Below are 15,398 nucleotides of genomic sequence, written 5' to 3'. Positions count from 1 at the left end.
GGTCCATTTTTGACTTAGGTAGAGACTTGTCCGATAGCCTTTGGGGAATCATTTTGACCCAGGGGAGTCGGAACAATGCTCGCCAACCTGGCATATAGATAGCTGGCCGTTGGTTTTTTGATCTGTTTTCGGCGAGGGTTGCTCGTGATTGTTAGTCCCTGTAATGCACCAAAATTGTCTGCCAAACGGTTACGAAACGCACTGGTGACGGGCTCCGCCCTGTTTTGCCTGTTCGGCGCGGGTCAACTGTGGGCATTCAGTCTGGATGATGTGTCGGCCAAGGCAAAAGAGCTGGCTGGGCAGAAATACGAAGCTCCGCGCAGCAATTTGCCAAACGAATTCCGCGAAATGAAATTCGCTGACTACCAAAAGATTCGTTTCCGCAACGAAAAGGCCGAATGGGCCGATCAGAACACCCCGTTCAAGCTTTCGTTCTATCACCAGGGTATGCATTTCGATACACCGGTGAAAATCAACGAAGTGACCGCCGATAGCGTCCAGGAAATCAAGTACGACCCGACTCGTTTCGATTTCGGCGACGTGAAGTTTGATCCTAAAGCCACCGAACAACTGGGTTATGCCGGTTTCCGTGTGCTGTACCCGATCAACCAGACCGACAAGCAAGACGAAATCATGACCATGCTGGGCGCGAGCTATTTCCGTGTCGTCGGCAAGGGCCAGTCTTATGGTTTGTCCGCCCGCGGCATGGCGATCGACACCGCCTTGCCGTCCGGCGAAGAATTCCCGCGTTTCACCGAGTTCTGGATCGAACGTCCGAAACCGGGTGAAAAACAGCTGGTGATCTTCGCCTTGCTGGACTCTCCACGGGCCACCGGCGCCTATCGCCTGACCCTGCGTCCGGGCACCGACACCATTGTCGACGTCAAATCCCAGATGTACCTGCGTGACAAGGTCAGCAAGCTGGGCGTTGCCCCTCTGACCAGCATGTACCTGTTCGGCGCCAACCAGCCGTCCAAGGTGCTCAACTATCGTCGTGAGCTGCACGACTCCAGCGGCCTGTCGATCCATGCCGGTAACGGCGAGTGGATCTGGCGCCCGCTGAACAACCCTAAACACCTGTCGGTCAGCAACTTTGCCGTGGAAAACCCGCGTGGTTTCGGCTTGCTGCAACGCGGTCGCGATTTCAGCCACTACGAAGACCTGGACGACAACTACGACAAGCGCCCAAGCGCCTGGATCGAGCCTGAAGGCGACTGGGGCAAGGGCTCCGTCGACCTGGTAGAGATTCCGACCGCGGACGAAACCAACGACAACATCGTTGCCTTCTGGAGCCCGGCCGAGTTGCCGAAAGTCGGTGAGCCGCTGGATGTCAGCTACCGCCTGCACTGGACCATGGACGAAAAGGACCTGCACCCGGCCGACAGCGCCTGGGTCAAGCAGACCCTGCGCTCCACCGGCGATGTGAAGCAGTCCAACCTGATCCGCCAGCCTGACGGCAGCGTGGCTTATCTGGTGGACTTCGAGGGTCCATCCCTCAAGGCTCTGCCGCCGGATGCCCCAGTGCGCAGCCAGGTGAGTGTTGGCGAGAACGCCGAGATCGTTGAAAACAGCGTGCGTTACAACGAGCACACCAAAGGCTGGCGCTTGACCCTGCGTATGAAGATCAAGGACGCCGGCAAGCCGACCGAGATGCGTGCGGCGCTGGTTCAGGACATCGTGAAGCCGGAGCCTGAGAAGGTTTCGACCCAGGTGCTGAAGGCTGACAAAGTGCTGGCGAAACAGCATGAAAAACAAGCCAAGAAAGACGCCAAAGAAGCGAAGGACAAGGAAGCCAAGCAGCCAGATGCTGCCCCAGCCACCCCGGAGCCGGCCAAGACAGAACAAGTCCTGACCGAGACCTGGAGCTACCAGTTGCCAGCCGATGAGTAATTCACAAGCCAAGCCGGAGACTCTGTCCGAGTACCTGGCACATCTGCCGATGACCGCTGAGCAGCGCGCCGAACTGGCGGGCTGCACGTCCTTCAGCGAATTGCACGAACGCCTGTCGTCCAAGGCGTTCGATGCACCGACCGACGCTGCCCAGGCGTCGGTTGGTACTCGCTTGACCCTCAGTACCGCCGAGGAACTGCAAGACGCCGAAATGCTGGCGCTCGACGCCAGCGGCCGGGTCACCCTGAAGGCCACGCCGCCGATCCGTCGGACCAAGGTAGTGCCCGAGCCATGGCGTACCAATATCCTGGTACGTGGCTGGCGCCGGTTGACCGGTCGCACCAACCCGCCCAAGCCGCCGAAAGACGAGCGTGTATTGCCGGCCGCGCGCTGGCGTACCGTCGGCTCGATCCGTCGCTATATCCTGCTGATATTGATGCTCGGCCAGACCATCGTGGCCGGCTGGTACATGAAAGGCATCATGCCGTACCAGGGTTGGTCGCTGGTCGACTTCGACGAGATCCGCAACCAGACCCTGCTGCAAACCGCCACCCAGGTACTGCCTTACGCGCTGCAAACCAGCATCCTGATTATGTTCGGGATCTTGTTCTGTTGGGTTTCGGCAGGTTTCTGGACCGCGCTGATGGGCTTCCTGGAACTGCTTACCGGTCACGATAAATACCGGATCTCCGGTAAAAGTGCCGGTGACGAGCCGATTCCGAAGGATGCCCGCACCGCGTTGGTGATGCCGATCTGCAACGAAGACGTGCCCCGGGTATTTGCCGGCCTGCGCGCCACCTTCGAATCGGTGGCGGCCACGGGTGACCTGGACCGCTTCGATTTCTTCGTGCTCAGCGACAGCAACGATGCCGATATCTGTATCGCCGAACAGCAGGCCTGGCTGGATGTGTGCCGCGAGGCCGGTGGCTTCGGCAAGATCTTCTATCGCCGCCGCCGCCGCCGCGTCAAACGTAAAAGCGGCAACCTCGACGACTTCTGCCGTCGTTGGGGCGGTGACTACAAGTACATGGTGGTGCTCGACGCCGACAGCGTGATGAGTGGCGAATGCCTGACCAGCCTGGTGCGCCTGATGGAAGCCACGCCGGACGCGGGGATTATCCAGACCGCGCCACGTGCGTCGGGCATGGACACCCTGTATGCACGCATGCAGCAGTTCGCCACACGTGTGTACGGCCCGTTGTTCACGGCCGGCCTGCACTTCTGGCAGCTGGGTGAATCCCATTACTGGGGCCATAACGCAATCATCCGCATGAAGCCGTTCATCGAGCACTGCGCCCTGGCGCCGTTGCCGGGCAAAGGCGCGTTCGCCGGTGCGATTCTGTCCCACGACTTTGTTGAAGCTGCGCTGATGCGCCGTGCCGGCTGGGGTGTGTGGATCGCCTACGACTTGCCGGGCAGCTACGAAGAACTGCCACCGAACCTGCTGGATGAACTCAAGCGTGACCGTCGCTGGTGCCACGGCAACCTGATGAACTTCCGCCTGTTCCTGGTCAAGGGCATGCACCCGGTACACCGCGCGGTGTTCCTCACCGGCGTGATGTCCTACCTGTCGGCACCGTTGTGGTTCTTCTTCCTGGTGTTGTCGACCGCGCTGCTGGCGGTGAATACGCTGATGGAGCCGCAGTACTTCATGGCGCCACGCCAGTTGTACCCGCTGTGGCCGCAATGGCATCCGGACAAGGCCGTGGCGCTGTTCTCCACCACCATCGTGCTGCTGTTCCTGCCTAAGCTGCTGAGCATCATCCTGATCTGGGCCAAGGGCGCGAAAGAGTTCGGTGGCAAGTTCAAGGTGACATTGTCGATGCTGCTGGAGATGCTGTTCTCCATGCTGCTGGCGCCGGTGCGGATGATCTTCCACACCCGTTTCGTACTGGCCGCGTTCCTCGGCTGGGCGGCGACCTGGAATTCGCCGCAACGTGACGATGATTCCACGCCATGGAGCGAGGCGGTCAAGCGCCACGGCCCGCAAACCGTGCTTGGCTTCCTGTGGGCGCTGCTGGTGGTGTGGTTGAACCCAAGCTTCCTGTGGTGGCTGATCCCGATCGTCGGCTCGCTGATGCTGTCGATCCCGGTCTCGGTGATTTCCAGTCGGGTCAAGTTGGGCCTCAAGTCCCGTGACGAGAGCCTGTTTCTGATCCCTGAGGAATACAACCCGCCGCAAGCGTTGTTGTCGACCGAGCAGTACACCCACGAAAATCGTTGGCACGCCCTGCAGGACGGGTTTGTGCGCTCGGTGGTCGACCCGCAGCAGAACGCCCTGGCCTGCGCCCTGGCGACGTCGCGCCACCGTGAGGCGGAGCCGATCGAGCACCTGCGTGCCGAGCGTGTGCGTCATGCGTTGAAAGTCGGCCCGGCCGCCCTCAACAACGCTGAACGCCTGGCCCTGCTCAGCGATCCGGTCGCCCTCGGCCGTCTGCACCAGCAGGTCTGGACTGAAGGTCATGCCGAATGGCTGGGTGCCTGGCGCGCCTCGATCAAGGCTGATCCGCACGCGCCGTTGCTGCCGCTGCAACCGTTGTCGTCCCAGGCCCAACCGGCCTGATTCAAACGCCCCCGAAGGCCCACTTCGGGGGCGCTTGAAACGCTGATCCTACAGCGTTTCGCGCCTCTTCCTTTTGGCGCTAACTCCTTGTTATTTCGAAACAAAATACCTCGATTCGAGGCGTATTGCCGTGCCTGTGGCTGGGGTAGCATCGCCCTCCAAATCTGACTCGCCATGGGGGTATTCATGTTCAAAAGGTACGGTTCAGCATGGCTGATCGGCGCGGTCGTCATGCTGTACGCAGGCTGGTTGAATGCCGGTGCCCTTGATGATGCGGTTCGGCGGGGCGTGCTGAGGGTTGGCACTACACCCACTTACATTCCCTTTGAAATGACAGATAAGCAGGGGCGCATCGTTGGCTTCGAGATTGACCTGCTGCAGACCATGAGCCGCGCGCTGGGGGTGGAACTCGAGTTGGTCGCGGTGCCTTATACCGAGTTGCTGCCGGGCCTGATGGCAAAGCAGTTTGATCTGATCGGCAGTGGCATGACGGTGACCCAGGAGCGCAACCTGAAACTGAATTTCAGCGACTCCTTTATCGTGGTCGGCCAGACCATCCTGTTGCATCCAAGCCTGGCCGGTACGGTTTCCAGCATCGAAGACCTGGACAACGCCGAGTACCGGGTCGCTGCCACGCAAGGCACCACCGGGCTGGCGGCAGCGCAGCGCTTTCTGGGCGCGGCGCGGATAAGCAGTTTCGCTACCCCCGAACAAGGTGTGCGCCAGGTTGTAGAAGGCAAGGCCGATGCCTTTGTGCATGACGCACCCTACAACCTGATTGCAATGACCCGCGCCGAGAACAGTGCTTTGCTGGCGCTGGAGCAGCCTTTCACCTTTGAGCCACTGGCCTTCGGCCTGAAGAAAGGCGACTACGACAGCCTCAATTGGATCAACCATTTCCTCAACCAGGTGGCCCAGGATGGGACCTACGATCGCCTGCACGACAAGTGGTTCAAGGACACTGCCTGGATGGCGGAAATCGACTGAAGTCATTACCGGTTACACATAAAACCATGGTCGAGCGACCTGAGCGATGTGTCTACGGCTGCGCTTCGCTGCACGGTTGTGGGGCATTTCCGACATACGCCGATAACAATTACCCGTGAAACCTTTGTGACAGGCAACGAGTGGGTTAGGATCGCACCCCGAAATGGTGCAGCCCTTTTGCGCGCCGATCTTATAAGAACCGTTCAGGGGACTTGATGATGAAAAAGTATCTTTCGATGCTGATGCTCGGCGTCACGGCGTTGGTCGCCGCCACGGCGGCCCACGCCGGTGCCATCGATGATGCGGTCAAGCGCGGCACGCTGAAAGTCGGCATGGACCCGACTTACATGCCGTTCGAAATGACAGATAAGCGCGGTGAAATCATTGGCTTCGAAGTCGACATCCTCAAGGCGATGGCCAAGTCCATGGGCGTCAAGCTGGAGCTGGTCTCCACCGGTTATGACGGGATCATCCCCGCTTTCCTGACCGGCAAGTTCGACATGATCGGCAGCGGCATGACCCTGACCCAGGAGCGTAACCTGCGCCTGAACTTCAGCGAACCGTTCATCGTGGTCGGCCAGACCCTGCTGATTCGTAAGGACCTGGAAGGCACCATCAAGTCCTATAAAGACCTGAACGACGAGAAATTCCGCCTGACCTCCAAGCTCGGCACCACCGGTGAGATGGTCGCCAAAAAGCTGATTTCCAAGGCCAAGTACCATGGCTATGACAACGAGCAGGAAGGCGTGCTGGACGTGGTCAATGGCAAGGCCGATGCCTTCGTGTATGACGCCCCCTACAACGTGGTTGCCGAGAAAAAGGTCGGTAACGGCAAGCTGGTGTTCCTGGAAGAACCGTTCACTTTCGAGCCATTGGCATTCGGTTTGAAGAAAGGCGATTACGACAGCATCAACTACATCAATAACTTCCTGCACCAGATCCGCAACGACGGCACCTACGATCGCATCCATGACAAGTGGTTCAAGAGCTCCGAGTGGCTCAAGGACATGGAATAAGATCGGCTGTTGCGGCGAGGGAGCTTGCTCCCGCTGGAGTGCGAAGCGCTCCGACCAGGCAATGCGGTTTATAGGCCAATTGCCGGTCGCCGGTAGTGGGGCTGCTTTGCAGCCCAGCGGGAGCTAGCTCCCGCGCCACAGAGGGGCTTGCCCCACCTTTTGGATGTTGAGTAATGAAACAGAAAAAAGCCCAATGGCCCTGGCACCTGCTGACGGTGGTCGTGTTGGTCGGCCTGGCCGGCGCCTTGTACTACGCCACTTCGCTGATGTCCTACGAGTGGCGCTGGAACCGCGTACCGCAGTACTTCGCCTACCAGGCTGAAACATCCCAACGTGCCGCCGATATTTCCACCGTGGTTGAACTGGTGCGCAAAGGCGATGTGGCTGAAGTCACCCTGCGCAACGACGCCGGCGCGGAGCAGAAGCTGACCGTGGCCGACAACAGCCTGCAAGTGGCGCGCGGCGATGACGTGGCCGAAGGCGATGTTGTGGGCGTGACCCGCCATTGGGCGTTGGGGCCGCTGATGTGGGGCTTGTGGACCACCTTGTGGTTGTCGGTGGTGTCCGGCGTTTTGGGGTTGGCGATCGGCTTGGCGACCGGCTTGTGTCGCCTCTCCAATAACCCGACTTTGCGCGATCTGTCGACCATCTACGTCGAACTGGTACGCGGCACGCCGTTGTTGGTGCAGATTTTCATTTTCTATTTCTTCATCGGCACGGTGCTCAACCTGTCCCGGGAATTTGCCGGGATTGCGGCGTTGTCACTGTTCACCGGCGCGTATGTGGCTGAAATCGTCCGTGCGGGCGTGCAGTCCATCGCCCGAGGCCAGAACGAGGCGGCGCGCTCCCTGGGTTTGAGCGCCAGCCAGTCGATGCGTCATGTGGTGTTGCCGCAAGCTTTCAAGCGCGTGTTACCGCCACTGGCCGGGCAATTTATCAGCCTGGTGAAAGACACCTCGCTGGTGTCGGTGATCGCTATCACCGAGTTGCTCAAAAGCGGCCGTGAGGTGATCACCACCTCGTTTTCGCCGTTTGAAATCCTGTTCTGTGTGGCAGGCCTGTACCTGTTGATCAACCTGCCGCTGTCGAAAATGGCCAGCCGGCTTGAGCGGAGGCTCGCGCAAAGTGATTGAAGTCCGCGATCTGGTAAAAGTCTTCGACACCCGTGGTCACGTCGTGCGCGCGGTGGACCATGTGACCACACAAGTGGCCAAGGGCGAAGTGCTGGTGGTAATCGGCCCGTCGGGCTCCGGCAAGTCGACTTTCCTGCGCTGTCTGAATGGCCTGGAAGCGTTCGATTCGGGCTCGGTGAGCATCGACGGCCTGCAACTGGCCGATCCGAAAACCGACGTGAACGCCTATCGCCGTGAAGTCGGCATGGTGTTCCAGCACTTCAACCTGTTCCCTCACATGACCGTGCTGGAAAATCTGTGCCTGGCGCAAAAAGTCGTGCGCAAGCGCGGTAAGAAAGAACGCGAGGCCAAGGCCCTGGCGCTGCTGGAAAAGGTGGGCATTGCGCAAAAGGCCAACGAGTTTCCATCACGTCTTTCCGGCGGCCAGCAGCAGCGCGTCGCGATCGCTCGCGCCTTGGCGATGGAGCCCAAGGTGATGCTGTTCGACGAACCCACTTCGGCCCTCGACCCGGAAATGGTCGGCGAAGTACTGGACGTGATGAAGACCTTGGCCCTGGAAGGCATGACCATGGTCTGCGTCACCCACGAAATGGGTTTTGCCCGCGAAGTCGCCGACCGGGTGCTGTTCTTCGATCACGGCAAGTTGCTGGAAGACGCGTCCCCGGCCGAGTTCTTCGATGCCCCGAAAGACCCGCGGGCCCAAGCGTTTCTGCGCCAGGTCCTGTAAGCGTCATAGCCTGAATTTGCCGATCAGTGTCTGCAGATCCAGGCTGAGCCGCGTCAACTGAACACTGGCGGCCGCCGTTTCTTCGCTGGCGGCTGCCGTCTGTTCCGATACGTCCCGCACCTTCAACACGCTGCGATTGATCTCCTCGGCCACCGCGCTTTGCTGCTCGGCGGCGGCAGCAATCTGCGGGTTCATTTCCTGAATGATCGATACCGTGCGCGCAATGGCCGCCAGCGCATCACCGGCATCGCGGGTCAGGCCGACGCTGGCGTCGGTCAGGTTTCGGCTGCTGTCCAGGATATCCGCCACCTGCTCGGTGCCTTTGTTCACGTCAAGGATCAGCCCTTCGATTTCTTCCGCCGATTCCTGTGTGCGTTGCGCCAGGGTGCGTACCTCATCGGCGACCACGGCAAACCCTTCACCGGCACTCCCGGCGCGCGCCGCTTCGATGGCGGCGTTCAGCGCCAGCAGGTTGGTTTGCTGGGACACGGACTTGATCACGTCCAGCACACTGCCGATCTTCTGGCTCTCCTGTTGCAGTGCGAGCATGGCGCGGCTGGACAGTGCCATTTCATTGGCCAGGTGACCAATCTGCTGCACCGCCTGCGTGACCACCTGTTCACCGGCGTTGGCCTGTTGGTCTGCTTCATGGGCGGCGGCCGACGCCCGTTCGGCATGTCGCGCTACCTCCTGGGCGGTGGCGAGCATTTCGTTCATGGCCGTGGCTACCTGGTCGGTTTCGTCTTTCTGGTGGTTGACTCCCGTACGGGTCTGCAAGGTGACGGTGGATAATTGTGCGGCGGCGCTGGCGATCTGCCGCGCGCTGTCACCGATGCTGCTGATCAGGCTGCGCAGGTTGCGCGTCATCTGCCCGATGCTCCGTTGCAATTGGCCCAGTTCATCGCGTCGCGCCACCTGGATGTCGTGGCTCAGGTCACCGTCGGCGACACGATGGGCAGCGGTGAGGATTTCACGCAGCGGTACGGCAATCTGCCGGGCAATCCACCACGCGGCCAGCGTGCCCAATAGCAAGGCGGATACGGTGACGCTGATCAGCAGTAGACGCGTGTGGCTCGCTTCGTGATCACCCTGGGTGTTCTGGCTTTCAATCAGCAGGAGGTTTTGCTCGCGCAGCTCATTGAGTTGTTGTTCAAAGCGGTTTTGCACGGCCTCAGTGTTGAGCTGGGCGTCCTTGAGCTTGGTGAGTTGCTCGCGATAGTTGACCAGCTCGGTTTTGAGCGGCGCCGAGTCGACAGGCAGTGTGGCGACTGCGGCCTGTGCGACTTCCAGCGCGTCGAGAGTCCTGGCGATGGCCTCGGCGTAAGCTTGCAGCGATTGCGCGGCCCATGCGGGGCTCTGGACGCGATCCTCGGCCTGCTCCAGGGCCTGGCGCAGTTGTTCGATGGTCTCGAGCGCGTTCCCGTCTTGTTGGTCGGGTAATTCGCTGGCGAGTTGCGCGAGCGTCTCGCTGGCTTGCAGCGCCGTCCTTTTGAGCGAAGGGCGAATACTCTCGCGTTGCTCGATCAAGGGTGGCAGTTGCGCCAGTGCCGCCTTGAAACCAGCGACCAATCGCGTCGCGTCCTGCAAGCGTTGCAGGTCGACAGGGTCTTTCAAACGGTTTGAAAGGTTGCCCAGATGCCCATCGATCCGTTCAATCTTCATGGCCATCTTGCCCAGGCTGTCGGCGTCCGTAAGGGTGCGGTACACGATGCGGTCAGCGCGCATGGATTCTGTCTCGACGGCCAATTGCCCCAAGACCGTCAGGCTGCTGGATCGGTACAGGGCGGTATTCAAGGCTTGCCAGCCGGTAACGGCGATCAGGAAGCTGAGGACCAGCACTTGGCCGAATCCCAGGATGAGCTTGATGCGGACGCTGGCATTGACCAGCAAGTGGGTCAGCCGAGAAAACATGGTGAACCTCCAATCAGAAAAAGCGTTCCGTTAAAACGCTAAAACGATTCGAGGTGATGGCGGGCTGATAACTGCGTAGGAAGTTTCATAAATTGCGGCGGCCTTGATGGACCGCCGCGATGAAACGGTCAGACGCGGAAGCGCCCGACCAAGGTCTGCAAATAGATCCCCAGCCGCGCCAGTTCTGCGCTGGATGCGGCGGTTTCTTCGCTGGCCGACGAAGTCTGCTCGGACACGTCGCGCACATTCAACACGCTGCGGTTGATCTCTTCGGCAACGGCGCTCTGCTGCTCGGCGGCGGTGGCGATCTGCGAGTTCATCGCCTGGATGGCCGAGACTGTGCGGGTGATGCTGGCCAACGCACTGCCGGCGCGACGGGTCAGGTCGACGCTGCTGTCGGTCAGGCCACGGCTGTTGTCCAGGATGGTGGCCACATGCTGGGTGCCACTTTGCAGGCCGACGATCAACTCCTCGATCTCTTCGGTGGACTTCTGGGTACGTTGGGCCAGGCTGCGTACTTCATCGGCCACCACTGCGAAACCGCGTCCGGCTTCACCGGCGCGTGCCGCTTCAATCGCCGCGTTCAGCGCCAACAGGTTGGTTTGCTGGGCCACCGACTTGATCACATCGAGTACGCTGCCAATCTTGTCGCTTTCGCGTTTCAGGTCGCCCATGGCGACTGTGGAATTGCCGACTTCGGTGGCCAGGCGCTCGATCTGGTTGATGGCTTCATTGACTACTTTGTCGCCTTCGCGGGCCTGTTGGTCAGCGGCCACGGCGGCTTCGGACGCTTCCTCGGCGTTGCGCGCCACTTCCTGCACGGTGGCAGCCATTTCGTTCATGGCGGTGGCCACCTGGTCGGTTTCGACCTTCTGGCTATTGACCCCGGCGCTGGTTTGTTCGGTCACGGCCGACAGTTGTTCGGCGGCGCTGGCGATCTGGGTGACGCCGTCGCTGATGCCGCCGATCAGTTCGCGCAGGCCCACGGTCATGCTTTGCATGGCGCGTTGCAACTGGCCCAGTTCGTCCTGGCGCATCGAGTCCAGGTTGTGGCTCAGGTCGCCAGAGGCCACGCGCTCTGCGACTTTGAGTGTCTGGTTCAATGGGATGACGATTTGGCGGGTAATGGCCAGGGCAGCGAATATGCCGAAAATCAGCGCCAGCACGGTGGCCAGCAGCAACAGCTGTTTGGCGCGCACCACGTCGGCATCACGCACCGCCGTTTGCGAGGTGGTGAGTTTTTCGCTATGGCCCAACAGGATATCGCCTTGGGCCTTCATGGTTGCCATGGCGGCCGCGCTGGCGACTTGAGCGTCGCGATACTGGCTGACGGCAGCGCGATAGGCTTGCAGCGACACGCCGGCTTCTTGCAGGTTGGCCTGGTAAGGCGCTGGTAGCTGGCCTTGCAGGTCGCTGATTTTTTTCAGGGCGTTGTCGATGGCATCCAGGGCAGGTTGTTCGGCCTCCGTCTTGCCGCTGTAGGTGTAGCCGCGAACCTGGAAGCGCGATTGCTGGATCAGTTTGCTCAACTCCACCACGCTATTGAACTGGGTGACGCTGTCACCTTGCAGCAGGGCTTTTTCGATTTCATTGATCTTGACCACCGCATTGTCGGCGGTGTCACCCAATTGGCTGCGGGCGCCTTCACGCTTGAGGCCGGCCTGGACCATGGTGGCGAAGGCGTTTTTGTATTGGTTCAGGGCCTCCAGTTGTTGCTCGACCAGCGCCTTGTCGCTGGGCTGTTCGATCAGGCCCTGGGCGGTTTTCAGGCCACTGTCCAACTGCGTGAGCAGGCCATTGACCGCATCCGTGCCTTGTTCGCCGCGACGCATTTCGAAGTCCAGGCGTGCCAACCGCAGGTCTTTGGTCAGGCTGTTCAGGCTGGAAATAAACCCCAGTTTGTCGCCACGGCTGGTCACGTCGCTCAAGCCGGTCCAGCCGGTGAAGGTGATCAACAGCGTCAGAATCAACACCAAGCCAAAGCCTACGCTCAGCTTGCGATTGACGCTCACATTCCCCAGTTTTTCGGCTAACCAACGATACATGCTGCGCTCTCCTTTGGAACAAGGCTTGGACTTATTCAAAGGCTATCGGCTGGCAGGGAGATATCTGTAGGAAAGGCTGAAGTTGTCGTGAGCGAGCTGGCCCTGGCGTACTGGCCAGGACCTGCCCCGCGCAGGGCCGGCGCTCACTGCAACATGCCGGTTCGTCGCTAGAAGAGGCGGGCGAGCAGGGCGGTGACGGCAGTTTCCACGCGCAGGATGCGTGCGCCGAGTTGCACCGGTTGCAAGCCGGCCTTGGTCAGCAGGTCCACTTCGTAGGGAATCCAGCCGCCCTCGGGGCCAATGGCCAGTGTCACCGGCTCATCCAGCCCGCGTGGGCAGGCCGGGTAAGCACCGGGGTGGCCGATCAGGCCCAGGGTGCCTGCGGTCATGGCCGGTAAACGGTCTTCAACGAACGGCTTGAAGCGCTTTTCGATAATGATCTCGGGCAGCACCGTATCCCGTGCCTGTTCCAGGCCCAGGATCAGTTGCTCACGGATCGCTTCAGGCTCCAGGAACGGTGTTTGCCAGAAGCTCTTCTCCACCCGGTAGCTGTTGACCAGCACCACCTTGGGCACGCCCATGGAAGCGACGGTTTGCAGCACCCTACGCAACATTTTCGGGCGTGGCAGTGCCAGCAACAGGGTCAGGGGCAGTTTGGCCGGCGGTGGTTGATCGAAGCTGACTTGCAGCTCGGCCTCGCACGTTTCCAGGCGCACTAGTCGAGCGTTGCCCATCAGGCCGCCGACGCAGCCCACCCGCAGGCTGTCGCCCACTGCAGCGCGGTGGACTTCCTGCATATGCACCAGGCGTCGATCACGCAGAATGACCCGGTCGGCCGCGATAAAGTCGGCTTCCTCCAGCAGCAGCAGGTTCACGGCTGGGTCGCTGGCGGCTGGTCGTTGTCAACGGGTGGGTCATCCGGCTGGTCGCTGCGCTTGGTGATCAGGCTGCCGAACAGGATGCCGATCTCGAACAGCATCCACATGGGCACGGCCAGCAACGTCTGGGAGAAGATGTCCGGTGGCGTGAGAATCATGCCGACCACGAAGCAGCCGATGATCACGTACGGGCGGATCTTCTTCAGGTATTTGACGTCGACCACGCCGATCCACACCAGCAGCACCACGGCCACCGGAATTTCGAAGGCCACGCCGAAGGCGAAGAACAACGTCATCACGAAATCGAGGTAGCTGGTGATGTCGGTCATCATCTCCACGCCGGCCGGAGTGGCTGCGGCGAAGAATTTGAAGATCAGCGGGAACACCAGGAAATAGGCGAACGCCATGCCGGTGTAGAACAGCAGGATGCTCGACACCAGCAGCGGCACCGCGATGCGCTTCTCATGCTTGTACAGGCCTGGTGCGATAAAACCCCAGATCTGATGCAGGATCACCGGGATCGCCAGGAACAGCGACACCATCATGGTCAGCTTCAGCGGCGTGAGGAACGGCGACGACACATCGGTGGCGATCATCGTCGCACCGGCCGGCAGGTACTGGCGCAGAGGCGTTGAGACAAAGGTGTAGATTTGCTGGGTAAAGGCGAACAACCCGGCAAAGATGATGAAGATGGCCGCTACGCAACGCAGCAGGCGGGTACGCAACTCGGTGAGGTGCGAGACCAGCGGCATGTGCTGGTCGTTTTCCGGTTTATCAGCGCTCATGGGGCTCGCGGCGGCAATGTAGGGTCATGGGGCGCGGGCGACGCAACGGGCGTCGGCGCAGGCTCGGTGGGCGCAGCGGGCGTGGTTTCTGCAACGGGGGCCGGTGCAATGCTGTGTTCGGCCACAGGCTCGACCGGCTTGGCCGGCTCCTGTACCGGCGACAGGATCTTCCGGGCTTCCTGTTCCAACGACATTATGTGTTCGTTGTGCAGTTGGCGGCGGATCTCGTCGGCACCGATTTCCCGTTCAACTTCCTGTTTGATGGCATTGAAACTGCGTTTCAGGCGCCCGATCCACAGGCCGGCCGTGCGCGCGGCACCGGGCAGGCGTTCCGGGCCCAACACCAGCAAGGCCACGAGGCCGACGAGTAACAGTTCAGAGAAGCTGATACCAAACATTAGTCAGTGCTCACGAGTCTTTGCGGGTCGGCTCTTCGACTTTTTCAGCCTGCACGTCGAAGGTCCGACGCTCGGTGATCGGCTGGGTGGCCTGCGGGTGTACCGGTTGGGCCGGCGGCACCGGATTGACGACCGGGTCGGCTGGTTTTTCGTCGTCGTTCATGGCTTTGCGAAAGCCCTTGATCGACTCGCCCACGTCGGTGCCCAGGTTCTTGAGTTTCTTGGTGCCGAATACCAGTACCACCACCACCAGAATGACGATCCAGTGTTTCCAGTCAAAAATGCCCATGCTGCAATTCCTCTGTAGAAGTTATTCAGGCGGACGGGCGCGAGGCCTTTTCGACGTGCCCGGACAAGCCGAAGCGACGGTCCAGTTCGTCCAGTACGGCCTGTGGATGCTGCCCCAATTGGGCGAGCATGACCAGGCTATGGAACCATAGGTCGGCGGTTTCGTAGATGACATCGCTGCAGTCGCCGCTGATTTGCGCGTCCTTGGCGGCGATGATGGTCTCGACGGATTCTTCGCCGAGTTTCTCCAGGATCTTGTTCAGGCCCTTGTGGTACAGGCTGGCGACGTAGGAGCTGTCGGCATCCGCGCCTTTGCGGTCTTCCAGCACCTGGGCCACGCGGTTCAGGGTATCGCTCATGTTCAGTGTCCTGCCGAGTAGATGGCGTGCGGGTCTTTGAGCACCGGCTCCACAACTTTCCATTCGCCGTTCTCGAACACGCGATAGAAGCAGCTGTGACGGCCGGTGTGGCAGGCGATGTCGCCGATCTGCTCGACCTTGAGGATTACCACGTCGGCGTCGCAGTCGATGCGCATCTCGTGCAGGGTCTGCACGTGCCCGGACTCTTCGCCCTTGCGCCACAGTTTGCCACGCGAGCGTGACCAGTAGATGGCGCGCTGCTCAGTGGCAGTGAGGCTCAGGGCCTCGCGGTTCATCCAGGCCATCATCAGTACGCGCCCGGTCTTGTAGTCCTGGGCAATGGCCGGCACCAGGCCGTCACTGTCCCACTTGATCTCGTCCAGCCAGTCTTTCATGTTCGGCTCCGGCAATTTGCGAC

Annotated in this window: 13 protein-coding genes and 1 pseudogene; 6 read left to right on the top strand and 8 right to left on the bottom strand. The window is 60.6% G+C overall.

Features of this window, described 5'->3' with window-relative positions:
- Positions 1 to 144: 144 nt before the first annotated feature.
- From M5B97_RS25885 to M5B97_RS25860, 6 genes and pseudogenes are all read left to right on the top strand, one after another.
- The gene (locus tag M5B97_RS25885) at positions 145 to 1,890 is read left to right on the top strand and encodes a glucan biosynthesis protein G (protein WP_134660431.1); all 1,746 of its coding nucleotides are present in this window, start codon (positions 145 to 147) and stop codon (positions 1,888 to 1,890) included.
- Positions 1,883 to 4,491: pseudogene (mdoH, locus tag M5B97_RS25880) on the top strand (glucans biosynthesis glucosyltransferase MdoH). The gene M5B97_RS25885 and the pseudogene mdoH overlap by 8 nt, the downstream one beginning before the upstream one ends.
- Before the next feature lie 148 nt (positions 4,492 to 4,639).
- On the top strand, positions 4,640 to 5,440 hold the full coding sequence (locus tag M5B97_RS25875; RefSeq protein WP_248733066.1) for a transporter substrate-binding domain-containing protein: 801 nt from the start codon (positions 4,640 to 4,642) through the stop codon (positions 5,438 to 5,440).
- A gap of 218 nt (positions 5,441 to 5,658) precedes the next feature.
- On the top strand, positions 5,659 to 6,456 hold the full coding sequence (locus tag M5B97_RS25870) for a transporter substrate-binding domain-containing protein (protein WP_134660432.1): 798 nt from the start codon (positions 5,659 to 5,661) through the stop codon (positions 6,454 to 6,456).
- A gap of 173 nt (positions 6,457 to 6,629) precedes the next feature.
- Positions 6,630 to 7,589, top strand: a complete 960-nt coding sequence (locus M5B97_RS25865; RefSeq protein ID WP_123716242.1) for an amino acid ABC transporter permease — start codon at positions 6,630 to 6,632, stop codon at positions 7,587 to 7,589.
- Complete coding sequence (locus tag M5B97_RS25860; protein ID WP_134660434.1) at positions 7,582 to 8,316, top strand: amino acid ABC transporter ATP-binding protein; 735 nt, start codon at positions 7,582 to 7,584, stop codon at positions 8,314 to 8,316. The genes M5B97_RS25865 and M5B97_RS25860 overlap by 8 nt, the downstream gene beginning before the upstream one ends.
- A 3-nt stretch (positions 8,317 to 8,319) precedes the next feature.
- Here M5B97_RS25860 and M5B97_RS25855 read toward each other — a convergent pair whose 3' ends face one another.
- The 8 genes from M5B97_RS25855 to hisI form a co-directional block, all read right to left on the bottom strand.
- Positions 8,320 to 10,227: a methyl-accepting chemotaxis protein gene (locus M5B97_RS25855; RefSeq protein ID WP_248733065.1), complete on the bottom strand. Its 1,908-nt coding sequence runs from the start codon at positions 10,225 to 10,227 to the stop codon at positions 8,320 to 8,322.
- Positions 10,228 to 10,355: 128 nt separating this feature from the next.
- Positions 10,356 to 12,272, bottom strand: coding sequence for a methyl-accepting chemotaxis protein (locus tag M5B97_RS25850; protein WP_134660436.1), 1,917 nt, complete (start codon positions 12,270 to 12,272; stop codon positions 10,356 to 10,358).
- 167 nt (positions 12,273 to 12,439) lie between these two features.
- Positions 12,440 to 13,147: a 16S rRNA (uracil(1498)-N(3))-methyltransferase gene (locus M5B97_RS25845; protein ID WP_248733064.1), complete on the bottom strand. Its 708-nt coding sequence runs from the start codon at positions 13,145 to 13,147 to the stop codon at positions 12,440 to 12,442.
- On the bottom strand, positions 13,144 to 13,935 hold the full coding sequence (gene tatC, locus M5B97_RS25840; protein ID WP_123716237.1) for a twin-arginine translocase subunit TatC: 792 nt from the start codon (positions 13,933 to 13,935) through the stop codon (positions 13,144 to 13,146). The genes M5B97_RS25845 and tatC overlap by 4 nt, the downstream gene beginning before the upstream one ends.
- Entirely contained in the window at positions 13,932 to 14,333 is a 402-nt protein-coding gene (tatB, locus tag M5B97_RS25835) for a Sec-independent protein translocase protein TatB (protein ID WP_123716236.1), read from the bottom strand. The genes tatC and tatB overlap by 4 nt, the downstream gene beginning before the upstream one ends.
- 10 nt (positions 14,334 to 14,343) lie before the next feature.
- A complete protein-coding gene (locus M5B97_RS25830; protein ID WP_012721795.1) occupies positions 14,344 to 14,622 on the bottom strand; it encodes a twin-arginine translocase TatA/TatE family subunit in 279 nt (92 codons plus the stop codon).
- Between the two features lie 25 nt (positions 14,623 to 14,647).
- Positions 14,648 to 14,980, bottom strand: coding sequence for a phosphoribosyl-ATP diphosphatase (locus M5B97_RS25825; protein WP_123716235.1), 333 nt, complete (start codon positions 14,978 to 14,980; stop codon positions 14,648 to 14,650).
- Between the two features lie 2 nt (positions 14,981 to 14,982).
- A complete protein-coding gene (gene hisI / locus M5B97_RS25820; protein ID WP_012721796.1) occupies positions 14,983 to 15,375 on the bottom strand; it encodes a phosphoribosyl-AMP cyclohydrolase in 393 nt (130 codons plus the stop codon).
- Positions 15,376 to 15,398 lie beyond the last annotated feature (23 nt).

The sequence above is a fragment of the Pseudomonas sp. MWU13-2517 genome, assembly GCF_023242545.1.
In the GTDB taxonomy this organism is placed as follows: Bacteria; Pseudomonadota; Gammaproteobacteria; order Pseudomonadales; family Pseudomonadaceae; genus Aquipseudomonas.
This window is presented reverse-complemented; position numbering and strand designations above follow the sequence as displayed.

Coding starts and splice junctions, on each gene's coding strand:
- M5B97_RS25825 (WP_123716235.1), bottom strand. CDS start 14,980: ATGAGCGATACCCTGAACCGCGTGGCCCAGGTGCTGGAAGACCGCAAA.
- M5B97_RS25855 (WP_248733065.1), bottom strand. CDS start 10,227: ATGTTTTCTCGGCTGACCCACTTGCTGGTCAATGCCAGCGTCCGCATC.
- tatB (WP_123716236.1), bottom strand. CDS start 14,333: ATGTTTGGTATCAGCTTCTCTGAACTGTTACTCGTCGGCCTCGTGGCC.
- M5B97_RS25850 (WP_134660436.1), bottom strand. CDS start 12,272: ATGTATCGTTGGTTAGCCGAAAAACTGGGGAATGTGAGCGTCAATCGC.
- M5B97_RS25865 (WP_123716242.1), top strand. CDS start 6,630: ATGAAACAGAAAAAAGCCCAATGGCCCTGGCACCTGCTGACGGTGGTC.
- hisI (WP_012721796.1), bottom strand. CDS start 15,375: ATGAAAGACTGGCTGGACGAGATCAAGTGGGACAGTGACGGCCTGGTG.
- tatC (WP_123716237.1), bottom strand. CDS start 13,935: ATGAGCGCTGATAAACCGGAAAACGACCAGCACATGCCGCTGGTCTCG.
- M5B97_RS25870 (WP_134660432.1), top strand. CDS start 5,659: ATGAAAAAGTATCTTTCGATGCTGATGCTCGGCGTCACGGCGTTGGTC.
- M5B97_RS25830 (WP_012721795.1), bottom strand. CDS start 14,622: ATGGGCATTTTTGACTGGAAACACTGGATCGTCATTCTGGTGGTGGTG.
- M5B97_RS25875 (WP_248733066.1), top strand. CDS start 4,640: ATGTTCAAAAGGTACGGTTCAGCATGGCTGATCGGCGCGGTCGTCATG.